This window comes from Streptomyces sp. NPDC051310, assembly GCF_044455245.1.
In the GTDB taxonomy this organism is placed as follows: Bacteria; Actinomycetota; Actinomycetes; order Streptomycetales; family Streptomycetaceae; genus Streptomyces.
In genome coordinates, this window is record NZ_JBITEO010000035.1 from 30,012 (window position 1) to 48,856 (window position 18,845).

An 18,845-nucleotide genomic window follows, 5' to 3' on the forward strand; every position below is an offset into this window, starting at 1 on the left:
CGGTCCCCGGGCGCGTTCCCCCGTTTCGGGGAAGCCCGGCGCGATGACACCTGTGTCAGGGTACCGACTGGGAGGCTGCCCCCATGGGGCAGATGGAGCAGGTCACCGCCCGCACCTCGTCGGTCGGTCCGGTCGTGGCACGGATGCGCGCGTTCCGCTCGCTGTGGCCGCCGGCGGACGGCGTGGCGGTCTTCAACCGCGTCTACCTGGCGGTCACGGAGGAGATCGACCGGCGGATCGGCGCGGGCGCGTTCGGGGACCGGCGGGCCGCCGCCACGCTGGACGTGCTGTTCGCCGAGCGCTATCTGACGGCCGTGGACACCGCGTGCGCGGGCGGTGTGCCGCCGGCGTGCTGGCGGCCGCTGTTCCAGGCGCGGCGCCATCCGGGCCTGCGGCCGCTGCAGTTCGCGCTGGCCGGCATCAATGCGCACATCGGGCACGATCTGGCGCTGGCCGTGGTGGACACCTGCCGTACGCTCGGCTGCGAACCGCCCGACCTGGAGAAGGACTTCGACCAGGTGGGTGATGTCCTCGCGGTGCTGGAGGAGCGCATCCGCGAAGAGCTGATGCCGGGCCCCGATCTGCTGGAGATCGCCGACCCGCTGACGCATCTGCTGGGCTGCTGGAGCCTGGAGCGGGCCCGGGACGGAGCGTGGCTCGCGGCCCGGACCCTGTGGCAGCTGTCCCGCCTGCGGCGGCTGCCGGAGCTGGCCGAGGAGTTCACCGAACGCCTCGACCGCTCCGTCGGCCTGGTCGGCCGGATGCTGCTCACCCCGCTGGCGGCTCAGTCCTCCGGGAGCTCGACCGGCGCGATCTCGTCGTAGACGTCGCCCGGGCCGGGGTTCGACGCGTCCGTCCCGCCGCCGAAGTGGTGCATGACGCCCCACACGGCGTTCAGCGCGGTCTGCACGGCGCCCTCGGCCCAGCCGGCCGTCCAGGAGATGTCGTCGCCCGCGAGGAAGATGCCGCGCTTGTCCTCGGGCAGCCGGTCCTGCATGAAGTGGGTGAACAGCCGGCGCTGGTAGCGGTAGTGGCCGGGCAGGTTCGCCTTGAACGCGCCCATGAAGTAGGGCTCGTTCTCCCAGGACACGGTCACCGGGTTGCCGATGATGTGCTTGCGGATGTCGACCTTCGGGTAGATCTCGCCGAGCGACTTGAGCATGACCTCCATGCGCTCCTGCGCGGACAGCGGCAGCCACTTCAGGCTGTCGTCGCACCAGGTGTACGACAGGCAGATGACGGCCGGCTTGTCCGGGCCGTCGTCCAGGAGGTACGTACCGCGGGTCATGCGGTCGGTGAGCGTCATCGACATGACGTCCCGGCCGGTCTCCTCGTCCTTGTCCAGCCAGAACGGCCGGTCGACGGGAACGAACAGCTTGGAGGACTCCATGTAGTGGGTGCGCTCCATCGCCGTCCAGTGGTCGATGGGGAACAGCGAGTCGTCGCAGGCGATCTTGGACAGCAGCATCCAGGACTGGGCGGTGAAGATCGCCGCCTGGTAGGTGCGGATGTCGCCGTTGGCGTCCGTGACCGTGATGCGGTTGCCGGCGGTGCGGTGCAGGCGCGTGACGGCGGGCTTGGGGTCACCGTCGTGCAGCGACTTCAGCGACGTGCCGTACGGCCAGTGGACGATCTTCTCCGGCTCGCGCTCCCACAGCCGCAGCGGCAGCTGCTGGGAGCCGCCGACGATGCCGCGGTGGTGGTCGTCGGCCTCGGTGTAGACGACGCGGAGGATCTCCAGGATGGAGTTGGGGAAGTCGGTGTCCCAGCCGCCGGTGCCGAAGCCGACCTGGCCGAAGATCTCGCGGTGGCGGAAGGACTTGAACGCCTCGGAGTCGCACAGGAAGCCGTAGAAGGTCTGGTTGTCGAGCTTCTCGACGAGCTTGGCCCAGATCTCCCGGATGCGCGGGACGTCGCGCTCGCGCATGGCGCGGTTCATGTCGGAGAAGTCCGCGCCCTCCTCCAGGCAGTCGTTCCACGCCTTGGCGACGTCGCGGTAGACCTGCGGCAGGTCGTCGATGGTCTCCGCGTAGTGCGACTCGCCCTTGAGGTCGACGACGGTCGACGGGGTGGCCTCGGCCAGCGGGTTCGGGAACGGCCGGGTCTCCAGGCCCACGAGGTCGATGTAGTGCTGCAGGGCGGTCGAGGAGGGCGGGAAGCGCATGGCGCCCATCTCGGCGGTCAGCCCCTCGGTGCCGGTGCCCTCGAAGCCGACGGTGCGCAGCCGGCCGCCGATCTGGTCGGCCTCGTAGACGACGGGCTTGAGGCCCATCTTCATCAGCTCGTACGCGGCGACGATGCCGGAGAGCCCGCCGCCGATGACGGCGACCTCGGTGCCGTGCTCGGTCGCGGGTATCTGGCCGAGCCCGGCCGGGTGGGCCAGGTAGTCGTCGTACGCGTACGGGAAGTCCGGTCCGAACATGGTGATCGGCGGCTGCGCGTCGGTGTGCTGGACGGCGGTGGGCACCGTGGACGTCATGGGGTACGGACTCCTTGCGGGGAAAGCTGGTGAGGAGGGGGAAGCTCAGATCAGGGAGGAGTAGAGGCCGGGGCGGCGGTCGCGCAGGTACGGGTTGGCCTCGCGCGAGGCGCGCAGCAGCTCCGGGTCGGCGTCGCCGGTGACCAGTTCCTCGGCGCGGCCGGCGCGGGCGCGGGCGGTGCCGTCGGGGCCGGCGAGGGCGGACAGGCCGACGAACTCGAACTCGCCCTCCTGCCCGGTCCGGTTGGCGTACGCGATGTACATCTGGTTCTCGAAGGCGCGCACCGGTACGACGGACTCGGCGACGACCTCGGCGGGGTGCATCAGCGCGGTGGGCACGAGGAGGAGCTCGGTGCCGGCCAGGGCGTGCGCCCGGACGTTCTCGGGGAACTCCACGTCGTAGCAGATCATGAGGCCGACCCGCAGTCCGCCGAGCTCGGCCTGGACGACCGGCTGGTCGCCGGGCGTGAACGACGCGGTCTCGAATCCGCCGTAGAGGTGCGTCTTGCGGTAGCTCAGGAGCCGCGTGCCGTCCGGTCCGATCAGCTGCGCGGAGTTGTACACGGCCTCGCCGTCGCGCTCCGGGTAGCCGTACGCGACGGCCAGCCCGTGGCGCTCGGCGATGTCGGCGACGGCGTCGGCCGAGTCGCCGTCGGCGGGCTCGGCCAGCCGGGCGACGTCCTCGCCGATCGCGTACCCGGTCAGGAACATCTCGGGGGCGACGAGCAGAGCGGCGCCGGTGGCGGCGGCGCGGGCGGCGGCCTGGTCGAGGACCTTGAGGTTGGCGGCGACGTCACCGGGCTGTCCGGAGCTCTGGAGCAGGGCGGTGCGCAGCGGCGGCATCGGCAGACCTCTGTCGGGTGCGTGACGGGGAGGGGAAGGCGTCGCGAAGACGTTCAAAACGGTACGGTCCGGTGTTCTTCCCGGACAAGGCGTGAGCGTTGCGGACCGGCGAGTGATCCGTTGCGCAAAGGGCACCCTCGGCGGCGATTCGTTGCACGGCGGTGCCACGGGGGTCGTACGGGTGCCTCCGCCGCGTGGCGGAGGGCGGCCGCGACCATGGCGCGATGTGGTGGCAGGGGCCTGCGCGGAACAGTGGTGGACACCCGGTCACCTGGCCGGTCACCTGCGGAAGGGAACACCGCCATGCACCGTCGTACGAAGATCGCCGCGCTGAGCGCCGCCCTGCTGCTGACGGCGGGGGCCGCCGGCTCGGCCGCCGCCTCGCCGGAGGCCCGGGGGGCCGGTGGCCAGCGGGAGGCGGCCGCCCTGACCGGCACGGCGAAGCTGTACCGGCCTGCGGGGGACGACATCACCTTCACCTTCGACGCCCATCTGGCGGCCGCGGACACCATGGACCCGGAGGCCGCGACCGGCACGTTCGGCTTCCGGCACGTCTACCCGGACGGTACGTCCGGCTGGGCGGAGGCCCGGGTCGACTGCCTGGTGACGGGAGGCAAGGTGGCGGTCGTGACCGGCGTCGTCACCGACACCGACACCCCGTTCAAGGGCAAGCGGGTGGGGGTGTCGGTCCATGACGACGGCAAGCGCGACCGGCTGGGCTACAGCTGGATCGGCTCGGAGCCGGAGGAGACCAAGAAGCTGCCGAAGTGCATGAGCGCGGCGCCGTTCGAGAAGGTGCGCAGCGGCACGGGTGACTTCCGCGTGCTGCCGTGGCAGCCGCAGTACCCGGAAGCTGGCTAGGGCTCTCGTCCGGGCAGGGCACCCGGCCCTCGCGCCGCCCCGTCGTGCCTAGGCCGGGGAGCCGGACGAGAAGCGCCGCAGGAGCGGTGAGAGCACCAGCACCGACTTGGTGCGCTCCACGAACGGTTCCCCGGCGATGCGCTCCAGCACGCGCTCGAAGTGGCGCATGTCGGAGGCGAAGACCTGGACGATCGCGTCCGCGTCCCCCGTGACGGTGGACGCCGACGCGACCTCCGGGTAGCGCTCCAGACCACGCTGGATGGTCTCGGGCGAGGTGTTGCCGCGTGCGTAGATCTCGATGAAGCCCTCGGTCTCCCAGCCGAGCGCCGCCGGGTCGACCCGGACCGTGAAGCCGGTGATGGCTCCCTCGGCCCGCAGCCGGTCCACGCGCCGCTTGACGGCGGGCGCGGACAGACCGACGAGCGAGCCGATGTCGGCGTAGGACCGGCGGGCGTCCTCGGCGAGGGCGTGGACGATACGTTCGTCGAGATCGTTCAGTCGCACTGGGGGTGGGTCACTTCTCTGCGGTGGCCAGTCTGGAGCGGCGCATGCCGTACACGAAGTAGAACACGAGCCCCACGGCCATCCAGACACCGAAGACGACCCAGGTGACGGAGTCGAGGCTGAACATGTTGTACGCGCAGAACAGGAAGCCCAGCACCGGGAAGAGCCAGCCGAGCGGAACCCGGAAGGTGCGCGGCATGTCCGGGCGGGTGCGGCGCAGCACGATCACCGCGATGTTGACCAGGGCGAAGGCGAAGAGCGTGCCGATGCTGGTGGCGTCGACGAGCTTGCCGAGCGGGATCACGGAAGCGAGCAGGCCGCAGAAGACCGAGACGATGACGGTGTTGACGCGCGGGGTGCCGGTCTTCCGGTCGACCTTGCCGAAGACCTTGGGCACCAGCCCGTCGCGGGACATGGCGAACAGGACGCGGGTCTGGCCGTACAGCACGGTCAGGACGACGCTGGCGATGGAGATGACGGCGCCGGCGGCGAGCAGCGTGCCCCAGAAGGCGTGGCCGCTGACGTCGTTCATGATCCCGGCGAGCGAGGCCTCGGAGCCCTCGAAGTCCTTCCAGTTCCGCGCGCCCACGGCGACACCGGCGACCAGCACGTACAGCGCGGTGACGATGATCAGCGAGAGCATGATCGCGCGCGGCAGGTCGCGCTGCGGGTTCTTCGCCTCCTCACCGGCGGTGGAGGCGGCGTCGAAGCCGATGTACGAGAAGAAGAGGCTGGCGCCGGCGGCACTGACGCCCGCCATGCCGAGCGGCATGAAGTCGGAGTAGTTGCCGGACTTGAAGCCCATGAAGCCGATGGCGCAGAAGAGGACGAGCGCGGCGATCTTCACCACGACCATGATCGTGTTGACCCGCGCGGACTCACGGGCGCCGCCGAGCAGGAAGACCATGGCGAGCAGCACGACGATCAGGCCGGGCAGGTTGATGATGCCGCCCTCGCCGGGCGCGGAGGAGAGCGCGGCGGGGATGGTGACGCCGATGGTGCCGTTCAGGAGCTCGTTGAGGTACTCGCCCCAGCCGACCGCCACGGCGGCGACCGAAACGCCGTACTCCAGCACCAGGCACCAGCCGCAGACCCAGGCGATCAGTTCACCCATCGTTGCGTACGCGTACGAGTACGAGGAGCCTGCGACGGGTATCGAGCCGGCCAGCTCGGCGTACGAGAGGGCGGAGAACAGGGCGGTGAGACCGGCGATCACGAACGCGAGGGTCACCGCCGGTCCGGCCTGCGGAACGGCGTCCCCGAGGACGACGAAGATGCCGGTGCCGAGCGTGGCGCCAATGCTGATCATGGTCAGCTGCCACATGGACAGGGAGCGGCGGAGCGAGCCGCCCTCGCCCTGCCCACCCTCTGCGACCAGCGTTTCCACCGACTTGCGTCGGGTGAGGGCGGAGAGCCGGAACGCCTTCGGCGCGGAGGGCTCGGTGGCGGGAGGGGCTGCGCCTTGGTCCAGCACTGCGTACGGCTCCTTCATGGCTGCGGGTCGAACGACGGCGACTCGCGGCGGCTCGCGGGTGGGTTGCGTCACACCCGCGGGGGAAGGGGAACCGCCGAGCAGGCGGTCGCCGCCACTCCTGGTACGGGGCACGAGCCTAAGGGTCGCGCTTCGCGCTCGTAATGCATCGTTGTTGCGCATCGACGAATGATCATTGCGCGCTCGGGGCACAGACGGGGAAACATTGCGCCCTGCCGCACGAATCGACACATTGAGGCCGGGAGCAGGCACTTTCGCCGAGCGGAGGAGACCCCGATGAGCTGGCTGGAGCCGGTGCCGTTCCTGCGCGGGACGGCGTGGCTGGACGAGGGCCGCGCCGTGCGCGCCGACCCCGGCGCGCTGGACCGGCTGCCGTGGGACACCGCCGCGCGGGCGGCGCTGCCGATCGGCGTACGGCTGGAGTTCACCGCCTCGCCGGGGACCCGGGCCGTCGAGATCCGCTACCGGCGGGCCACGCCGGATGAGGCGGGCATCGGTGCGGCGCCCGACGGGCCGGACGCACTGCGGGAGCTCGCGCACTGCTTCGCGCTGTGGCAGGGCGACCGCTGCCTGCTCGAACGGTGCCCCGAAACGGCGCCCGCCTCCCCCGGCGAGGAGGCCGTCGTCACGCTGGAGCTGCCGGCGACGGCCGGGACCTTCACGGTCCACCCGCCCGAGACGCGGGCACCGGTCCTGCTCGGCCTGCGGGCGGTCGGCGGCGCCGTGGTGCCCGCGCCCCGGCGCCCGCGGTGGGTCGTGCACGGCGATTCGATCACCGAGGGCTGGTGGGCCACGCGGCCCGCGTACGCCTGGCCCGCTGCGGCCGGGCGGGCGCTCGGCCTGGACGCGGTGAACCTCGGTTACGCCGGCTCGGCGCGCGGCGAGCTGCCGGTGGCCGAGCAGCTCGCGGCCCTCCCGGCCGACCTGCTCACCCTCGCCTACGGCACCAACTGCTGGTCGGGCACCCCGTTCTCGGCGCCGCTGATGTACGAGACGACACGGGCGTTCGTCACGCTCGTGCGGCGCGGCCATCCGCGCACGCCGCTGCTGGTGGTCTCGCCGGTGCTGCGCCCGGAGGCCGAGACCACCCCCAATGCCCTGGGCGCGACGCTGGCGGAGCTGCGCTCGGCGATGGAGGAGGCCGTCCGGGACATGGCGGCCGGCGGGGACGCGCGGCTGTCGCTGCTGCCGGGCCGCGACGTGCTGGGCCCCGAGCACCTGATGGACGGGCTCCACCCGGACGACGCAGGCCATGCGCGGATCGCGGCGGCGGTCGCGCGGGCCGTGCGCCCGCTGCGCGCTGCGGCGCGGGGAAGTGGTGTGCGTCACACGGTCGGGTAGCGGCGGGAATTCGCGGAATTCGCGGGAATGACCGTCGGGACTCCGGGTAGACGCGCCCTCGGCCGGTGACACCCCGCTCAGAGGAGGAAAGCGTCGTGCTGATGGCCCACCCGACGGTCCTGCGCGGTCTCGTGACCCGTTACGAGGCGCTGTCGGCCGCCGAATCGGCGGCCGCGAGTCCGTCCGTCCTGCGTCAACGCGAGGACGTCGCCTACACCTTGTGCGTGTCGACCGGCACGCGCGACGTGCGGGACGCCCTGCGGGTGGCCAGGCGGGTCCTGGAGTCGGCGGACGGGAAGGACGCGCCGGTGGCGCCGGTGGCGTCCGCCGCGCGCTGAAGCGGGCGGGAGGGGGCGTCGGGACGCGGCCGGCCGCCGCCCCCCTCCCCGCCGGGCGCCCGGATCGTCTCCCCCGGGGGATCCGGGGTGATGACGATCCAGCGGCCGTCGACCATGAGAAGCAGGCCGGGCGGCCACCCCTCACCGGGGCTTCCGGCACTCCCGGCCGGAAACGCCGCCCGCCCCGTTTCCGAATGCGAGAGGTTCTTGTGAACACCAGCGAATCGAGCGCGCGGGAGCGCCTGTGCGAGGCCCTGCGGGAACGCGAGGAGGAGATCGCGGACCAGTGGGTCCGGCTCCAGCTGGAACAGGCGGTGCTGAGCAGCGACATGAGCGAGCACGAGGTCCGCGAAGAGGCCGATCTGCTCATCTCCGCCCTGGCGACGGCGCTGGCGGGCGACACCCCGGTGGGGCGGCTCGTCTCGTCCAGCAACGAGCTGCGGCAGGCGGTGATAGAGCTCTCCCTGCGCCGGGCGCGTGCGGGCGTCTCGCCGACCGCCACCTCGATGGCCGTCCTCTCGCTCAAGGAGGTCCTGCTCGCCGCCGTCCAGCACACCACCCGTGAGTCGGCCGAGCTCTTCTCCGCCGCCATCGTGATCAACCGGCTGCTGGACGCCGCCGGCGTGCTGTCCTTCGAGACGTACGTGGAGGGCCGCGAGGAGATCATCCAGCGGCAGAGCCGCCAGCTCCTGGAGATCTCCACGCCCGTCGTACGGCTGTGGCGGCACGTGCTGGCCGTGCCGCTGATCGGCACGCTGGACACCACCCGCACCCAGGTCGTGATGGAGAGCCTGCTGCAGGCGATCGAGACCAACGAGGCGCAGGTCGCCATCATCGACATCACCGGCGTCCCGGCCGTGGACACCGCGGTGGCGCAGCATCTGATGCACACCGTCAACGCCGTACGGCTGATGGGCGCCGACTGCGTCATCAGCGGCATCCGGCCGCCCATCGCCCAGACCATCGCGCAGCTGGGCATCGACCTGTCGACCATCCTCACCCGGGCGACGCTGGCGGACGCCCTCGCCGCGGCGATCCAGCTCACGGACCAGCCGAGCGTCGACTCCGCCGTGTCCGGACACCGACCGGCCCGGCCGGTGACGGCGTGACGGCCCCCCGCGCCACGGGCGTACCCATTCTCCGGCTCGGTGACGTGCTGATCACCGGGCTGCTCAACGAACTGGACGACCAGTCGGCGGTGGCGTTCACCGATGAGCTCACCGAGCGGATCGCCTCCGACGGCGCCCGCGGGGTGCTGATCGACATCTCCCGGCTGGACATCATCGACTCGTTCGTGGCGCGCACGCTGATGGAGCTCACCACCATGGCCCGCCTGCTGGGCGCGCGGGTCATCGTGGCCGGGATGCGGCCCGCCGTGGCCATCACCCTCGTGGAGCTCGGGCTCCAGCTGACCGGTGTCGAGACCGCCCTCAACGCGGAACAGGGCCTGACGGCCCTCGGCTGGCATCGTTTGCCCCATCCCGTGGGGGAGGTCCGACGTGGCTCTCCGCAGTGAACGGCTGGCGCCGGGCGCGGAACTCGTAGCCCAGCGCGGGCACACCGCCGGCGACCAGTACGGCCACGGCCATGCCGGCCGCGGCGCGGTACACCCGGGACACGCCGCCGGGGCGCCGGACGACGACCCGCCCGGCCGCGGCTCCCTCCAGGACGGTCCGGCGCGTTACGACGTCGCCTCGGAGGAGGACCTCCTGACGGCGCGCCATGCCGTGCGCGCCGCGACGGTGGCCGCCGGGTTCGGGCTCGTCGACCAGACGCGCATCGTGACCGCCGCCAGCGAGCTCGCCCGCAACGCCTATGTGCACGGCGGCGGCGGGACGCTGGAGCTGGAGCTCGTCGCCCGGGCGGGCCGGCGCGGGCTGCGCCTGACCGTCGAGGACGACGGCCCCGGCATCCCGGACATCGAGAAGGCCCTCGCCGACGGGTTCACCACGGGTACGGGTCTCGGCCACGGCCTGGGCGGGGCGCGCCGGCTCATGCACGAGTTCCAGGTCCGCAGTGCCCCCGGGAAGGGGACCACCGTGGTCGCCACCCGCTGGAACGACCGCTGATGTCCGTCACCACCCACATCCGCGTCGACCACTACAGCGCGGTCCAGCTCGCGGCGTCCGCCGCCCGCCGCACGGCGGTCGAACAGGGACTGAGCGGCGCGCTGCCCGACCGGGCGGCCGTGCTCGCCAGCGAGCTCGCCAGCAACGCCGCCCGGCACGCCGTGAGCGGCTCGCTGTACGTGCAGCCGCTGGCGCTGCGCAAGGGCGTCGAGGTGCTGGCCGCGGACCGGGGGCCCGGCATGGCCGATCCCGAGCAGTGCTTGACCGACGGCTTCTCCACCGGCAGCTCGCTGGGCTCGGGCCTCGGGGCGGTACGGCGGATCGCCGACGAGTTCACCCTCCGCTCCGGCACGGGCACCGGGACCCTGGTGTCCGCACGGCTCGGGGAGCCGGGTAACGCACCGGCCGCCGGCGACCCGGTCGTCGGGGCGGTCCGGGTCCCCGCCGACGGGGAGAGCTCGTGCGGGGACTCCTGGGGCGTGGCGGTCACCGACGGCGCCCACACGGCCCTGGTCGTCGACGGCCTGGGCCACGGCACCGCCGCGGCGGAGGCGGCCGATCTCGCGGTGCGCACCTTCCACCGGGATCCCGCCCGCCCGCTGCCGGAGCTGCTGCGCTCCATGAACCGGGCGCTGCGGCGCAGCCGGGGAGCCGCGGTGGCCCTGCTGCGCCGGACGGAGGACACGATGGAGCTGTCGTCGGTGGGCAACGTGCGGATCGTGCTGCTGGGCCTCGACGGCGTGCGGTACCGCTTCGGCGGTCAGCCGGGGGTCGTGGGCTGGAACATGCCGGAGCCGCGGGTGCAGCGGATGCCTGCCGGGCCGGGCGTCGTCCCGCTGCTGCACAGCGACGGCATCGACGACCGCTGGACCCACTCCCCGTCGCCCTTCCTCACGGCCCTGCCCGCCCCGCTGCTCGCCGCCGGCCTGGTGCATGAGCACCGGCGCAGCCGCGACGACGCGACCGTGCTGGCCCTCGGCCCGGTGAGGAGCCGGCCATGAAGCGCCAGACCACCACGCACCACTCCCTGGCCGGCCTGCGCACGACGCTGCGCCGCCTCGCGCACCGGGCGGGGCTGAGTGTCGAGACGCGCTACCGGCTCGCGCTGTCGGCGACCCGGGTGGCGGCCGCCGAGCTGGAGGCCGGCCGGCCCGTGTTCCTGGAGACCGTGCCGCCGAGCCCGCCGGAGGACTGCCGGCTGACGGTACGGCTCCACATGCCGTACGCGCCGCACCGGCCGGCACTGGAGGGGCTGCCCCTGCCGGCGGAGCGGATGCCGGGGCCCGCCGCCGTGTGGCGGGTGCCCGCCCCCTCCCCCGCGCCCCCAAGCCCGTCCCCCGCGGCCGGGGCGTCCGCCGACGGCGGCCCGCCGGGGCTGGTGGAGCTCCTGGAGGAAGAGCTGGGCGCGGCGGTGGAGCGCCTGGACGCGCTCGCGGCGGAGCACCAGCGGCTGAAGCACGAGCTGGCCGAGACGAACAGCGGCGTGCTCGCCCTCTACGTACAGCTGGAGGAGCGCGACGAGCAGCTGCGCCAGGCGCACGGCCGGATACTGCGGCAGCTGGAGGACGCCCTGCGCCCGCCGCCGGTGCTGGTGCCGGGGCTGGAGATGGCGGTCCACTACGAGCCGGCGGAGAAGCACGCCCCGACCGGCGGAGACCTGTACGACTGGTTCGTCCTGCCCGACGGCACGGTGCACATCACGGTGGTCGACGCCCTGGGGCACGGGCTGACCAGTACGCGCAGCGCGCTCAACGTGACGCATGCCGTCCGGACGCTGGCGCTGGAGGGCCACCCGGTCGAGTCGATCGTGGCGCGGACGGACGAGGTGCTGGCCACCTTCGACCACGAGCTGATGGCCACGGTGCAGCTGGTGCGGCTGGACCCGGTGGGCGGCGGACTGGTGCTGGCCAACGGCAGCCACCCGCCGGCCCTGCTGGTACGGGCGGACGGCCGGACGGAGCTGCTGGAGGTACGCGGCAGGGGCATCGGCTTCCCGCTGCCCGGCAGCGAGCGGCTGCTGCGCGAGCGGCTGGCCCCGGGCGATCTGCTGGTGCTCTACACCGACGGGCTGACCGAGAGCCGCCGCGACCCGCGCGAGGGCGAGGAGCGGCTGGCGACGGCTGCGCGGCGCCACCGGCACCTGCCGATAGAGGAGATCCCGGCCGCCATCGCGGCGGACATGCACACGGTCATCCTGCACCCCGACGACACCGTCGCCCTCACCGTCCGGCGCAGCGGCGGCTGACTCCGCCGGGGGCGGTTATCCGCCGGTGGGCGGGTATGCGAGCGGTGATGTGAAAAGGAGCTTGCCGTGTATGTCATGGAGTCACCGCCCGACGACAGCGCCTCGGCCCGTTCGGTGGCCGCCGGGTTCCTGGCGGAACACTGTCCGTGGGCCGATCCGGCAGCCGTCCAGCTCGTGGTGACGGAACTGACGGCGAACGCGCAGCAGCACACCGCAGGCTGGTGGCGGCTGCGGCTGCGAGCCGAGGACGATGAGTTCACCGTGGAGCTGGACGACTCCAGTACCCGCCTGCCGGAGGCGCGGGTGCCGGACTTCGGGGGCCGGGGCGGTTTCGGCTGGCCGATGGTGCTGAGGCTGGCGGGCCGGGTGGAGGTCCGCCGTCATGCACGGGGCAAGACCGTGCGCGCGGTGTGGTCGCGGCCGGCGATCGCGGCGGATCCGGCCGCGGCGGCCTAGAAAGGCCGGGGCCAAGAAGGGCCAAGCCCTGGAAGAGCCGGGCCAAGAAGGGTCGGTCCAAGAAGGGTCGGGCCCTGGACGGGCCGGGCCAGGAAGGATGGAGTGTCGACGGGCCGGCCTACGGTCCGCGACCCCGCGCCCGGAAGGGAGCGCGGCCGGACAGGCCCGCTTTCTCACTCCACCGCCAGCAGCCCCTCCCGGAGCCTCGCGGTGATCCGTGCGAGCAGCCGGGACACATGCATCTGCGAGACGCCCAGCTCGGCGCCGATCTGCGCCTGGGTCATCTCCTCCACGAACCGCATCCGCAGGATCTGCCGGTCCCGCTCCTCGAACTCCTCGATGATCGGCTTGAGCGCCTGGACGTTCTCCACGATCTCCAGGTCGTGATCGGGCTCGCCCAGCCGGTCCACCAGGGTCTCCGACCCGGCGTCCCCCGAGTCGTCGAGCGGGAGGTCCAGGGAGCCCGCGGAGTACCCGTTGGCGGCGACGAGGCCCTCGATGACCTCGTTCTCCTCGACGCCCAGGTGGGCGGCGAGCTCGGCGGGGGTCGGCGAGCGGTCCAGCTGCTGGAAGAGCAGGTCGGTGGCGCGGGCCAGGTCGATGCGGAGCTCCTGGAGCCGCCGCGGCACGTGCACGGACCAGCTGGTGTCGCGGAAGAAGCGCTTGATCTCACCGATGACGCACGGCATCGCGAAGGTCGTGAACTCCACTTCGCGGCTCAGCTCGAACCGGTCGATGGCCTTGATCAGCCCGATGGTCCCGACCTGGATGATGTCCTCCATCTGGTCGGACCGGCTGCGGAAGCGCGTGGCCGCGTACTTGACCAGGGAGAGGTTCAGCTCGATGAGGGTGTTGCGGACGTACTGGTACTCCTCCGTGCCTTCCTCCAGCACGGCCAGCCGCTCGAAGAACTGCTTCGAGAGCTCCTTCGCGTCCCTCGGGGCCACCTCGGCCGGGTTGGCTACGTCCGGCAGTGCGGTTCGGTCGGCGGTACCGGTCGAGATCGTGGTCGCGATGGACACAGTGCCCCTCCCCTTCGGTGTTCGAGTATTCGGCCGCGCGGTGCGTGTACCCCGCTCTGCTCCGCCCACACGTCCGACCACCCGTCCGCTTCACGCCGGCATGCACGAAGGAGCCGCCCCCCGGCCGGGGAACGGCTCCTCCCGCTCGTGCGGTACGCGCCCGGGGCGCGCGGCGCGTCAGCTCCAGCTGGCGTGGAGCGGCTTGCCCTCGGCGTAACCGGCCGCGCTCTGGATGCCGACGACGGCCTTCTCGGCGAACTCCTCCAGGGAGCCCGCACCGGCGTACGTGCAGGACGAGCGGACGCCCGCGATGATCGAGTCGATCAGGTCCTCGACACCCGGACGGGTCGGGTCGAGGAACATCCGCGAGTGGGAGATGCCCTCCTCGAACAGCGCCTTGCGGGCCCGGTCGTACGCGGACTCCTCGCTCGTACGGTTGCGGACGGCGCGCGCGGACGCCATGCCGAAGGACTCCTTGTAGAGGCGGCCGTCGGCGTCCTGCTGGAGGTCGCCCGGGGACTCGTACGTGCCGGCGAACCAGGAGCCGATCATGACGTTGGACGCACCGGCGGCCAGCGCCATGGCGACGTCACGCGGGTGGCGCACACCGCCGTCGGCCCAGACGTGCTTGCCGTACTTCTTCGCCTCGGCGGCACATTCCAGTACGGCGGAGAACTGCGGCCGGCCCACGCCGGTCATCATGCGGGTGGTGCACATGGCGCCGGGGCCCACGCCGACCTTGATGATGTCCGCGCCGGCCTCGACGAGGTCGCGGACGCCTTCGGCGGCGACGATGTTGCCCGCGACGATCGGGACGTGCGGGTCCAGGCCGCGAACCGTCCGGATCGCGCTGATCATCGACTCCTGGTGGCCGTGCGCGGTGTCGATGACCAGCGTGTCGACGCCCGCGTCGAGGAGCTGCTTGGCCTTGCCCGCCACGTCGCCGTTGATGCCGACGGCGGCCGCGACGCGCAGCCTGCCCCGGTCGTCGACCGCCGGGGTGTAGAGCGTGGCGCGCAGGGCGCCCTTGCGGGTCAGGATGCCGGCGAGGCGGCCGTCGGCGTCGACGGCGGGCGCGTAGCGGCGGTTGTGGTGGTCGAGCGTGTTGAACGCCTCGCGCGGGTCGATGTCCGCGTCGAGCAGCAGCAGGTCCTTCGACATGACCTCGGACAGCTGCGTGAAGCGGTCCACGCCGGTGAGGTCCCGGTCGGTGACGACACCGACCGGCCGCTGGTCGGCGTCGACGACCACACCGGCGTTGTGCGCCCGCTTGGGCAGCAGCGACAGCGCGTCGGCGACGGTCTGGTGCGGGTCGAGGACGATCGGGGTGTCGAGCACGTGGTGACGGCTCTTGACCCAGGAGATGACGTCGGTGACGACCTCGATCGGAATGTCCTGCGGGATGACGACGAGGCCGCCGCGGCGGGCGACGGTCTCGGCCATCCGGCGGCCGGCGATCGCGGTCATGTTGGCGACGACCAGCGGGATGGTGGTCCCGGTGCCGTCGGGCGATGCGAGGTCCACGCCCTGGCGAGAGCCCACGGCCGAGCGGCTAGGCACCATGAACACATCGTCGTACGTCAGGTCGTACGGCGGCTTCAGGTCATTGAGGAAACGCACGTGCTGAACATCCCAGTCGTTCGGAGTTGGCCCCCGGGCATTTCAGCCGGGGGGAAAACGCACGTACTTCATTGTCCCATGGCACCGGCCGTACGGACCCCGGGCGGAAGCTCCAGGCCGCGGCGGGCGGCCTGGTGCGTTCCTCCGAAGACGGGTCACGCGTCGGGGTCGGCGCGGTCCAGGGCGGGTCGCGGTCCGGGCGTGAACTCCGTGAGCAGGTGGTCGGCCGCGGAGGTGTCCGTGACCAGGCTGGTGACCAGCCCGGAGCGCAGGACGGCGCCGATCGCGGCGGCCTTGCGCTGCCCGCCCGCGATCGCCACCACCTCGGGGATGCGGCGCAGCCGGTCGGCCTCGACCGTGATGCACCGCTCGCCGAGGTCGCGGCCGACGCGGCGGCCGCTCGCGTCGAAGAGGTGGGCGGACATCTCGGCGGCGACGCCGAGCGAGGCGTAGTGGGCGCGCTCCTCGTCGCTGAGCATGTCGTGGACGGTGGAGATGCCGGGCTCCCAGGAGCCGATGGAGACCGCGGCGACCGTCACCTTGTCGAAGTACTCGAAGGCGCGGGCGATACCGGTCTGGCTGCGCAGCGCGGCGGCGGTCGCCGGGTCCGGCAGCAGCATCGGGGCGTAGATGGGATGCGCCTCGCCGCCGGAGACCTGGGCGGCGCGCCGGACGGCCTCCACGGAGCCGCGCTCGGCGGTGCCCGCGTCGTACACGCCGGTCAGCTGCACGACCGTGCAGGGCGGGAGCCGGTCCAGGGCGGCCGCCATGTGGATGGTCGACCGGCCCCAGGCGAGGCCCAGGACGTCGCCCTCGTTCACGAGCTCGCCGAGCAGGTCGGCCGCGACCTCGCCGAGGTTCTCCGGGTCGGGTGATTCGTCCTCGCCCTCCGGCGGGGACTCGACGACGACCGCGTGCCGCAGTCCGTAGCGGGCGCGCAGCGCGTCGGAGCGCTCCGCGTCGAGCTCGGCGGGCACGCGGATCTCGATCCGTACGAGGTCGCGCTCGAGGGCGGTCTCCAGGACCCTGGCCACCTTGAAGCGGCTGACGCCGAACTCCTCCGCGATCTGGATCTTGGACTTGCCCTCGAGGTAGAAGCGACGGGCCATGGCCGCCGCCTGCACGAGCTCCGCGGGTCCCATCCGCAGGGCTGGCCGTCCCGCCGACATTGCAGACACCGCGATCTCCTCACTGCTGTTCGCACTCCGGATTGCCATCCTTGCAGATCCGGCGTGCCGTGATCAGTCCTGTTGGTTTGCGTTCACCGGGGCGTTGCCGGGCGGACCGCCCTCAGTGGGCGCAGGCCCACGCGGCGGCCGCGGTGGCCTGTGCGGCCTTGTCGCGCAGGGCCCGTACGGCGGCGGCCGGGTCCTCGGCCCCGTACACCGCGGAGCCGGCGACGAAGACGTCGGCGCCGGCCTCGGCGCAGCGCTCGATGGTGGCCTCGGAGACACCGCCGTCGACCTGGAGCCACAGCTGGAGCCCGTGCTTGGAGATCAGCTCCCGCGTGCGGCGGATCTTCGGCAGCATGATGTCGAGGAAGGCCTGCCCGCCGAAGCCCGGCTCGACGGTCATGATCAGCAGCATGTCGAGCTCGGGGAGCAGGTCCTCGTACGGCTCGATGGGCGTCGCGGGCTTCAGCGCCATGGACGCCCGCGCCCCCTTGGCGCGGATCTCCCGCGCCAGGCGCACGGGCGCGGCGGCGGCCTCGACGTGGAAGGTGACCGACCCGGCGCCGGCCTCCACGTACTGCGGGGCCCAGCGGTCCGGGTCCTCGATCATCAGGTGGCAGTCCAGCGGGGTGTCCGTCGCACGCCGGAGCGACTCGACGACCGGCACGCCCAGGGTGAGGTTGGGCACGAAGTGGTTGTCCATGACATCGACATGGAGCCAGTCGGCGCCTTCCACGGCCTTCGCCTCCTCGGCGAGACGGGCGAAGTCGGCGGACAGAATGCTGGGGTTGATCTGGGCCATGGGCCAAGCCTGCCATGTCCCATGGCGTTTCTTTTACCCGATGCCCGGCCGGGTGCGTTCCGGCCGGACGCACAAGCCGCAATGCGGGCATATCGCTCGCCCGCCGGGCCGTTCACGGTCCCGCCCCGGCAGGGTCCGCGCCGGACCGCCGGCCGCCGGGCGGTCAGACCGTGCGCCTCAGCAGCGCCAGGTACATCGCGTCGGTGCCGTGCAGGTGCGGCCACAGCTGCACGTCGGGTCCGTCGCCGAGCGCCGGGACACCGGGCATCAGCGGCCTGGCGTCGATCAGCTCCGCGCCGCCCTGCTTCTTGAGGACGTCGTCCACGACGACGCGGGTCTCGGCCAGGTGCGGCGAGCACGTCGCGTACCCGACGACCCCGCCCACCCGCACAGCCTTCAACGCCTCGCCCAGCAGGGCGCGTTGCAGCGGGGCGAAGCTCTCCAGGTCCTCCGGGCGACGGCGCCAGCGCGCCTCGGGGCGGCGGCGCAGCGCGCCCAGGCCCGAGCACGGCACGTCCACGAGGACGCGGTCGAAGGAGCCGGGCTGCCACGGCGGGCGCGTGCCGTCCGCGGTGATGACCTGGTACGGGCCGGGGTTGCCGGCCAGCGCCCGGTCCACCAGCCGGGCGCGGTGCGGCTGCTTCTCGGCGGCGAGCAGCGCGGCGCCGCGCTCGGCGGCCAGGGCGGCCAGCAGGGCTGCCTTGCCGCCGGGGCCCGCGCAGCCGTCCAGCCAGCGGCCGTCGGGGCCGTCCAGCGGCGCGTTCGCCAGCGCCACGGCGACGAGCTGGCTGCCCTCGTCCTGCACCCCCGCGCGGCCCTCCCGCACGGCGTCGATCGCGCCCGGCTCGCCGCCCTCGGGCAGCCGTACGGCGTAGGGCGACCAGCGGCCCGGCAGGCCGGCCTCCTCGCCCAGCACGTCCAGCAGCTCGGCCGTCGTCGACCTCCCGGGGCGGGCCACCAGCGTGACCTCCGGGCGCTCGTTGTCCGCCTCCAGCAGGTCCTCGATCCCGGCGCGGCCACCGCCGAGCGCGTCCCACAGCGCCGAGACGACCCACCGCGGGTGCGAGTGCACGACCGCCAGGTGGTCCTCGGCGTCCTCGTCGTACGGCGGGGCCACCTCGGCCAGCCAGGCGTCGAGGTCCCGCTGCGCGATCCTGCGCAGGACGGCGTTGACGAACTTGGCGCGGCCGTCGCCGAGCACCACGCGGGCCAGCTCGACACTCGCCGAGACCGCCGCGTGCGTGGGGATCCGTGTGCCGAGCAGCTGGTGCGCGCCGAGCGCGAGGACGTCGAGGACCGGCGGGTCGACCTCGCGCAGCGGCCGGTCGATGCAGGCCGCGATGATCGCGTCGTACGTGCCCTGCCTGCGCAGCGTGCCGTACACCAGCTCGGTCGCGAGCGCCGCGTCCCGCCCGTCGAACCCCTCCTTCTCGCGCGCCTTGCGCAGCAGCGGCGGCAGCACGAGGTTGGCGTACGCGTCGCGCTCGTCGACGGCGCGCAGCGCCTCGAAGGCCAGCATGCGCACCGGGTCCTTCTTGGGGCGGCGGTACTGCTTGGGGGGACGGCGACGGGACTGCTCGCTCAAAAGGTGCTCCGCTTTC

General features: G+C 72.8%; 19 protein-coding genes. 10 read left to right on the forward strand and 9 right to left on the reverse strand.

The features are described 5' to 3' along the window. Positions 1–92: 92 nt before the first annotated feature. On the forward strand, positions 93–824 hold the full coding sequence (locus ACIA79_RS32420) for a DUF5995 family protein (protein WP_399432016.1): 732 nt from the start codon (positions 93–95) through the stop codon (positions 822–824). Here the strand turns inward: ACIA79_RS32420 and ACIA79_RS32425 are convergent. Both ACIA79_RS32425 and ACIA79_RS32430 read right to left on the reverse strand, forming a co-directional pair. After that, positions 785–2,479: a flavin monoamine oxidase family protein gene (locus ACIA79_RS32425; protein WP_399431996.1), complete on the reverse strand. Its 1,695-nt coding sequence runs from the start codon at positions 2,477–2,479 to the stop codon at positions 785–787. The genes ACIA79_RS32420 and ACIA79_RS32425 overlap by 40 nt on opposite strands. A gap of 45 nt (positions 2,480–2,524) precedes the next feature. Next, entirely contained in the window at positions 2,525–3,313 is a 789-nt protein-coding gene (locus ACIA79_RS32430) for a carbon-nitrogen hydrolase family protein (RefSeq protein ID WP_399432017.1), read from the reverse strand. Between the two features lie 312 nt (positions 3,314–3,625). On the opposite strand from ACIA79_RS32430, the gene ACIA79_RS32435 reads away from it, so the two are divergent. Then, entirely contained in the window at positions 3,626–4,183 is a 558-nt protein-coding gene (locus ACIA79_RS32435) for a Repetin (RefSeq protein WP_399431997.1), read from the forward strand. A 48-nt stretch (positions 4,184–4,231) separates the two neighbouring features. On the opposite strand, the gene ACIA79_RS32440 is transcribed toward ACIA79_RS32435, so the two are convergent. After that, entirely contained in the window at positions 4,232–4,687 is a 456-nt protein-coding gene (locus ACIA79_RS32440) for an Lrp/AsnC family transcriptional regulator (protein WP_073758005.1), read from the reverse strand. A 10-nt stretch (positions 4,688–4,697) separates the two neighbouring features. Beyond that, positions 4,698–6,161 (reverse strand): amino acid permease, encoded by a 1,464-nt coding sequence (locus ACIA79_RS32445; protein ID WP_399431998.1) that lies wholly within the window; start codon positions 6,159–6,161, stop codon positions 4,698–4,700. 294 nt (positions 6,162–6,455) lie between these two features. On the opposite strand from ACIA79_RS32445, the gene ACIA79_RS32450 reads away from it, so the two are divergent. The 8 genes from ACIA79_RS32450 to ACIA79_RS32485 all read left to right on the forward strand — a co-directional run bounded on the left by ACIA79_RS32450 (position 6,456) and on the right by ACIA79_RS32485 (position 12,628). Further along, positions 6,456–7,520: a GDSL-type esterase/lipase family protein gene (locus ACIA79_RS32450; protein ID WP_399431999.1), complete on the forward strand. Its 1,065-nt coding sequence runs from the start codon at positions 6,456–6,458 to the stop codon at positions 7,518–7,520. 101 nt (positions 7,521–7,621) lie between these two features. Continuing rightward, positions 7,622–7,858 carry a DUF5133 domain-containing protein gene (locus ACIA79_RS32455; protein ID WP_399432000.1) on the forward strand — a complete coding sequence of 79 codons (237 nt, stop codon included), beginning with the start codon at positions 7,622–7,624 and terminating at the stop codon, positions 7,856–7,858. Between the two features lie 209 nt (positions 7,859–8,067). Then, positions 8,068–8,967 carry an STAS domain-containing protein gene (locus ACIA79_RS32460; RefSeq protein ID WP_399432001.1) on the forward strand — a complete coding sequence of 300 codons (900 nt, stop codon included), beginning with the start codon at positions 8,068–8,070 and terminating at the stop codon, positions 8,965–8,967. Next, the gene (locus ACIA79_RS32465; RefSeq protein ID WP_399432002.1) at positions 8,964–9,374 is read left to right on the forward strand and encodes an STAS domain-containing protein; all 411 of its coding nucleotides are present in this window, start codon (positions 8,964–8,966) and stop codon (positions 9,372–9,374) included. Before ACIA79_RS32460 ends, ACIA79_RS32465 begins: the two co-directional genes overlap by 4 nt. Beyond that, positions 9,358–9,927, forward strand: a complete 570-nt coding sequence (locus tag ACIA79_RS32470) for an ATP-binding protein (protein ID WP_399432003.1) — start codon at positions 9,358–9,360, stop codon at positions 9,925–9,927. Before ACIA79_RS32465 ends, ACIA79_RS32470 begins: the two co-directional genes overlap by 17 nt. After that, complete coding sequence (locus ACIA79_RS32475; protein WP_399432004.1) at positions 9,927–10,928, forward strand: ATP-binding protein; 1,002 nt, start codon at positions 9,927–9,929, stop codon at positions 10,926–10,928. Before ACIA79_RS32470 ends, ACIA79_RS32475 begins: the two co-directional genes overlap by 1 nt. Next, positions 10,925–12,172: a PP2C family protein-serine/threonine phosphatase gene (locus ACIA79_RS32480; RefSeq protein ID WP_399432005.1), complete on the forward strand. Its 1,248-nt coding sequence runs from the start codon at positions 10,925–10,927 to the stop codon at positions 12,170–12,172. The genes ACIA79_RS32475 and ACIA79_RS32480 overlap by 4 nt, the downstream gene beginning before the upstream one ends. 75 nt (positions 12,173–12,247) lie before the next feature. After that, entirely contained in the window at positions 12,248–12,628 is a 381-nt protein-coding gene (locus tag ACIA79_RS32485) for an ATP-binding protein (protein WP_399432018.1), read from the forward strand. Positions 12,629–12,801: 173 nt separating this feature from the next. On the opposite strand, the gene ACIA79_RS32490 is transcribed toward ACIA79_RS32485, so the two are convergent. The 5 genes from ACIA79_RS32490 to ACIA79_RS32510 form a co-directional block, all read right to left on the reverse strand. After that, positions 12,802–13,650: an RNA polymerase sigma factor SigF gene (locus ACIA79_RS32490; RefSeq protein WP_399432006.1), complete on the reverse strand. Its 849-nt coding sequence runs from the start codon at positions 13,648–13,650 to the stop codon at positions 12,802–12,804. Between the two features lie 177 nt (positions 13,651–13,827). After that, positions 13,828–15,270, reverse strand: a complete 1,443-nt coding sequence (locus tag ACIA79_RS32495) for a GuaB1 family IMP dehydrogenase-related protein (protein WP_399432007.1) — start codon at positions 15,268–15,270, stop codon at positions 13,828–13,830. Positions 15,271–15,425: 155 nt separating this feature from the next. Then, a complete protein-coding gene (locus ACIA79_RS32500) occupies positions 15,426–16,439 on the reverse strand; it encodes a sugar-binding transcriptional regulator (RefSeq protein ID WP_399432019.1) in 1,014 nt (337 codons plus the stop codon). Between the two features lie 121 nt (positions 16,440–16,560). After that, positions 16,561–17,244 (reverse strand): ribulose-phosphate 3-epimerase, encoded by a 684-nt coding sequence (gene rpe / locus ACIA79_RS32505; protein ID WP_399432008.1) that lies wholly within the window; start codon positions 17,242–17,244, stop codon positions 16,561–16,563. A 163-nt stretch (positions 17,245–17,407) separates the two neighbouring features. Continuing rightward, positions 17,408–18,829, reverse strand: a complete 1,422-nt coding sequence (locus tag ACIA79_RS32510; RefSeq protein ID WP_399432009.1) for an RsmB/NOP family class I SAM-dependent RNA methyltransferase — start codon at positions 18,827–18,829, stop codon at positions 17,408–17,410. Positions 18,830–18,845: the final 16 nt, after the last annotated feature.

What these genes read in the sequence shown, in the direction of transcription:
- ACIA79_RS32420 (WP_399432016.1), top strand. Translation starts at nt 93, where the DNA reads ATGGAGCAGGTCACCGCCCGCACCTCGTCGGTCGGTCCGGTCGTGGCA.
- ACIA79_RS32425 (WP_399431996.1), bottom strand. Translation starts at nt 2,479, where the DNA reads ATGACGTCCACGGTGCCCACCGCCGTCCAGCACACCGACGCGCAGCCG.
- ACIA79_RS32435 (WP_399431997.1), top strand. Translation starts at nt 3,626, where the DNA reads ATGCACCGTCGTACGAAGATCGCCGCGCTGAGCGCCGCCCTGCTGCTG.
- ACIA79_RS32450 (WP_399431999.1), top strand. Translation starts at nt 6,456, where the DNA reads ATGAGCTGGCTGGAGCCGGTGCCGTTCCTGCGCGGGACGGCGTGGCTG.
- ACIA79_RS32455 (WP_399432000.1), top strand. Translation starts at nt 7,622, where the DNA reads ATGGCCCACCCGACGGTCCTGCGCGGTCTCGTGACCCGTTACGAGGCG.
- ACIA79_RS32475 (WP_399432004.1), top strand. Translation starts at nt 9,927, where the DNA reads ATGTCCGTCACCACCCACATCCGCGTCGACCACTACAGCGCGGTCCAG.
- ACIA79_RS32480 (WP_399432005.1), top strand. Translation starts at nt 10,925, where the DNA reads ATGAAGCGCCAGACCACCACGCACCACTCCCTGGCCGGCCTGCGCACG.
- ACIA79_RS32485 (WP_399432018.1), top strand. Translation starts at nt 12,248, where the DNA reads ATGGAGTCACCGCCCGACGACAGCGCCTCGGCCCGTTCGGTGGCCGCC.
- ACIA79_RS32500 (WP_399432019.1), bottom strand. Translation starts at nt 16,439, where the DNA reads ATGTCGGCGGGACGGCCAGCCCTGCGGATGGGACCCGCGGAGCTCGTG.
- rpe (WP_399432008.1), bottom strand. Translation starts at nt 17,244, where the DNA reads ATGGCCCAGATCAACCCCAGCATTCTGTCCGCCGACTTCGCCCGTCTC.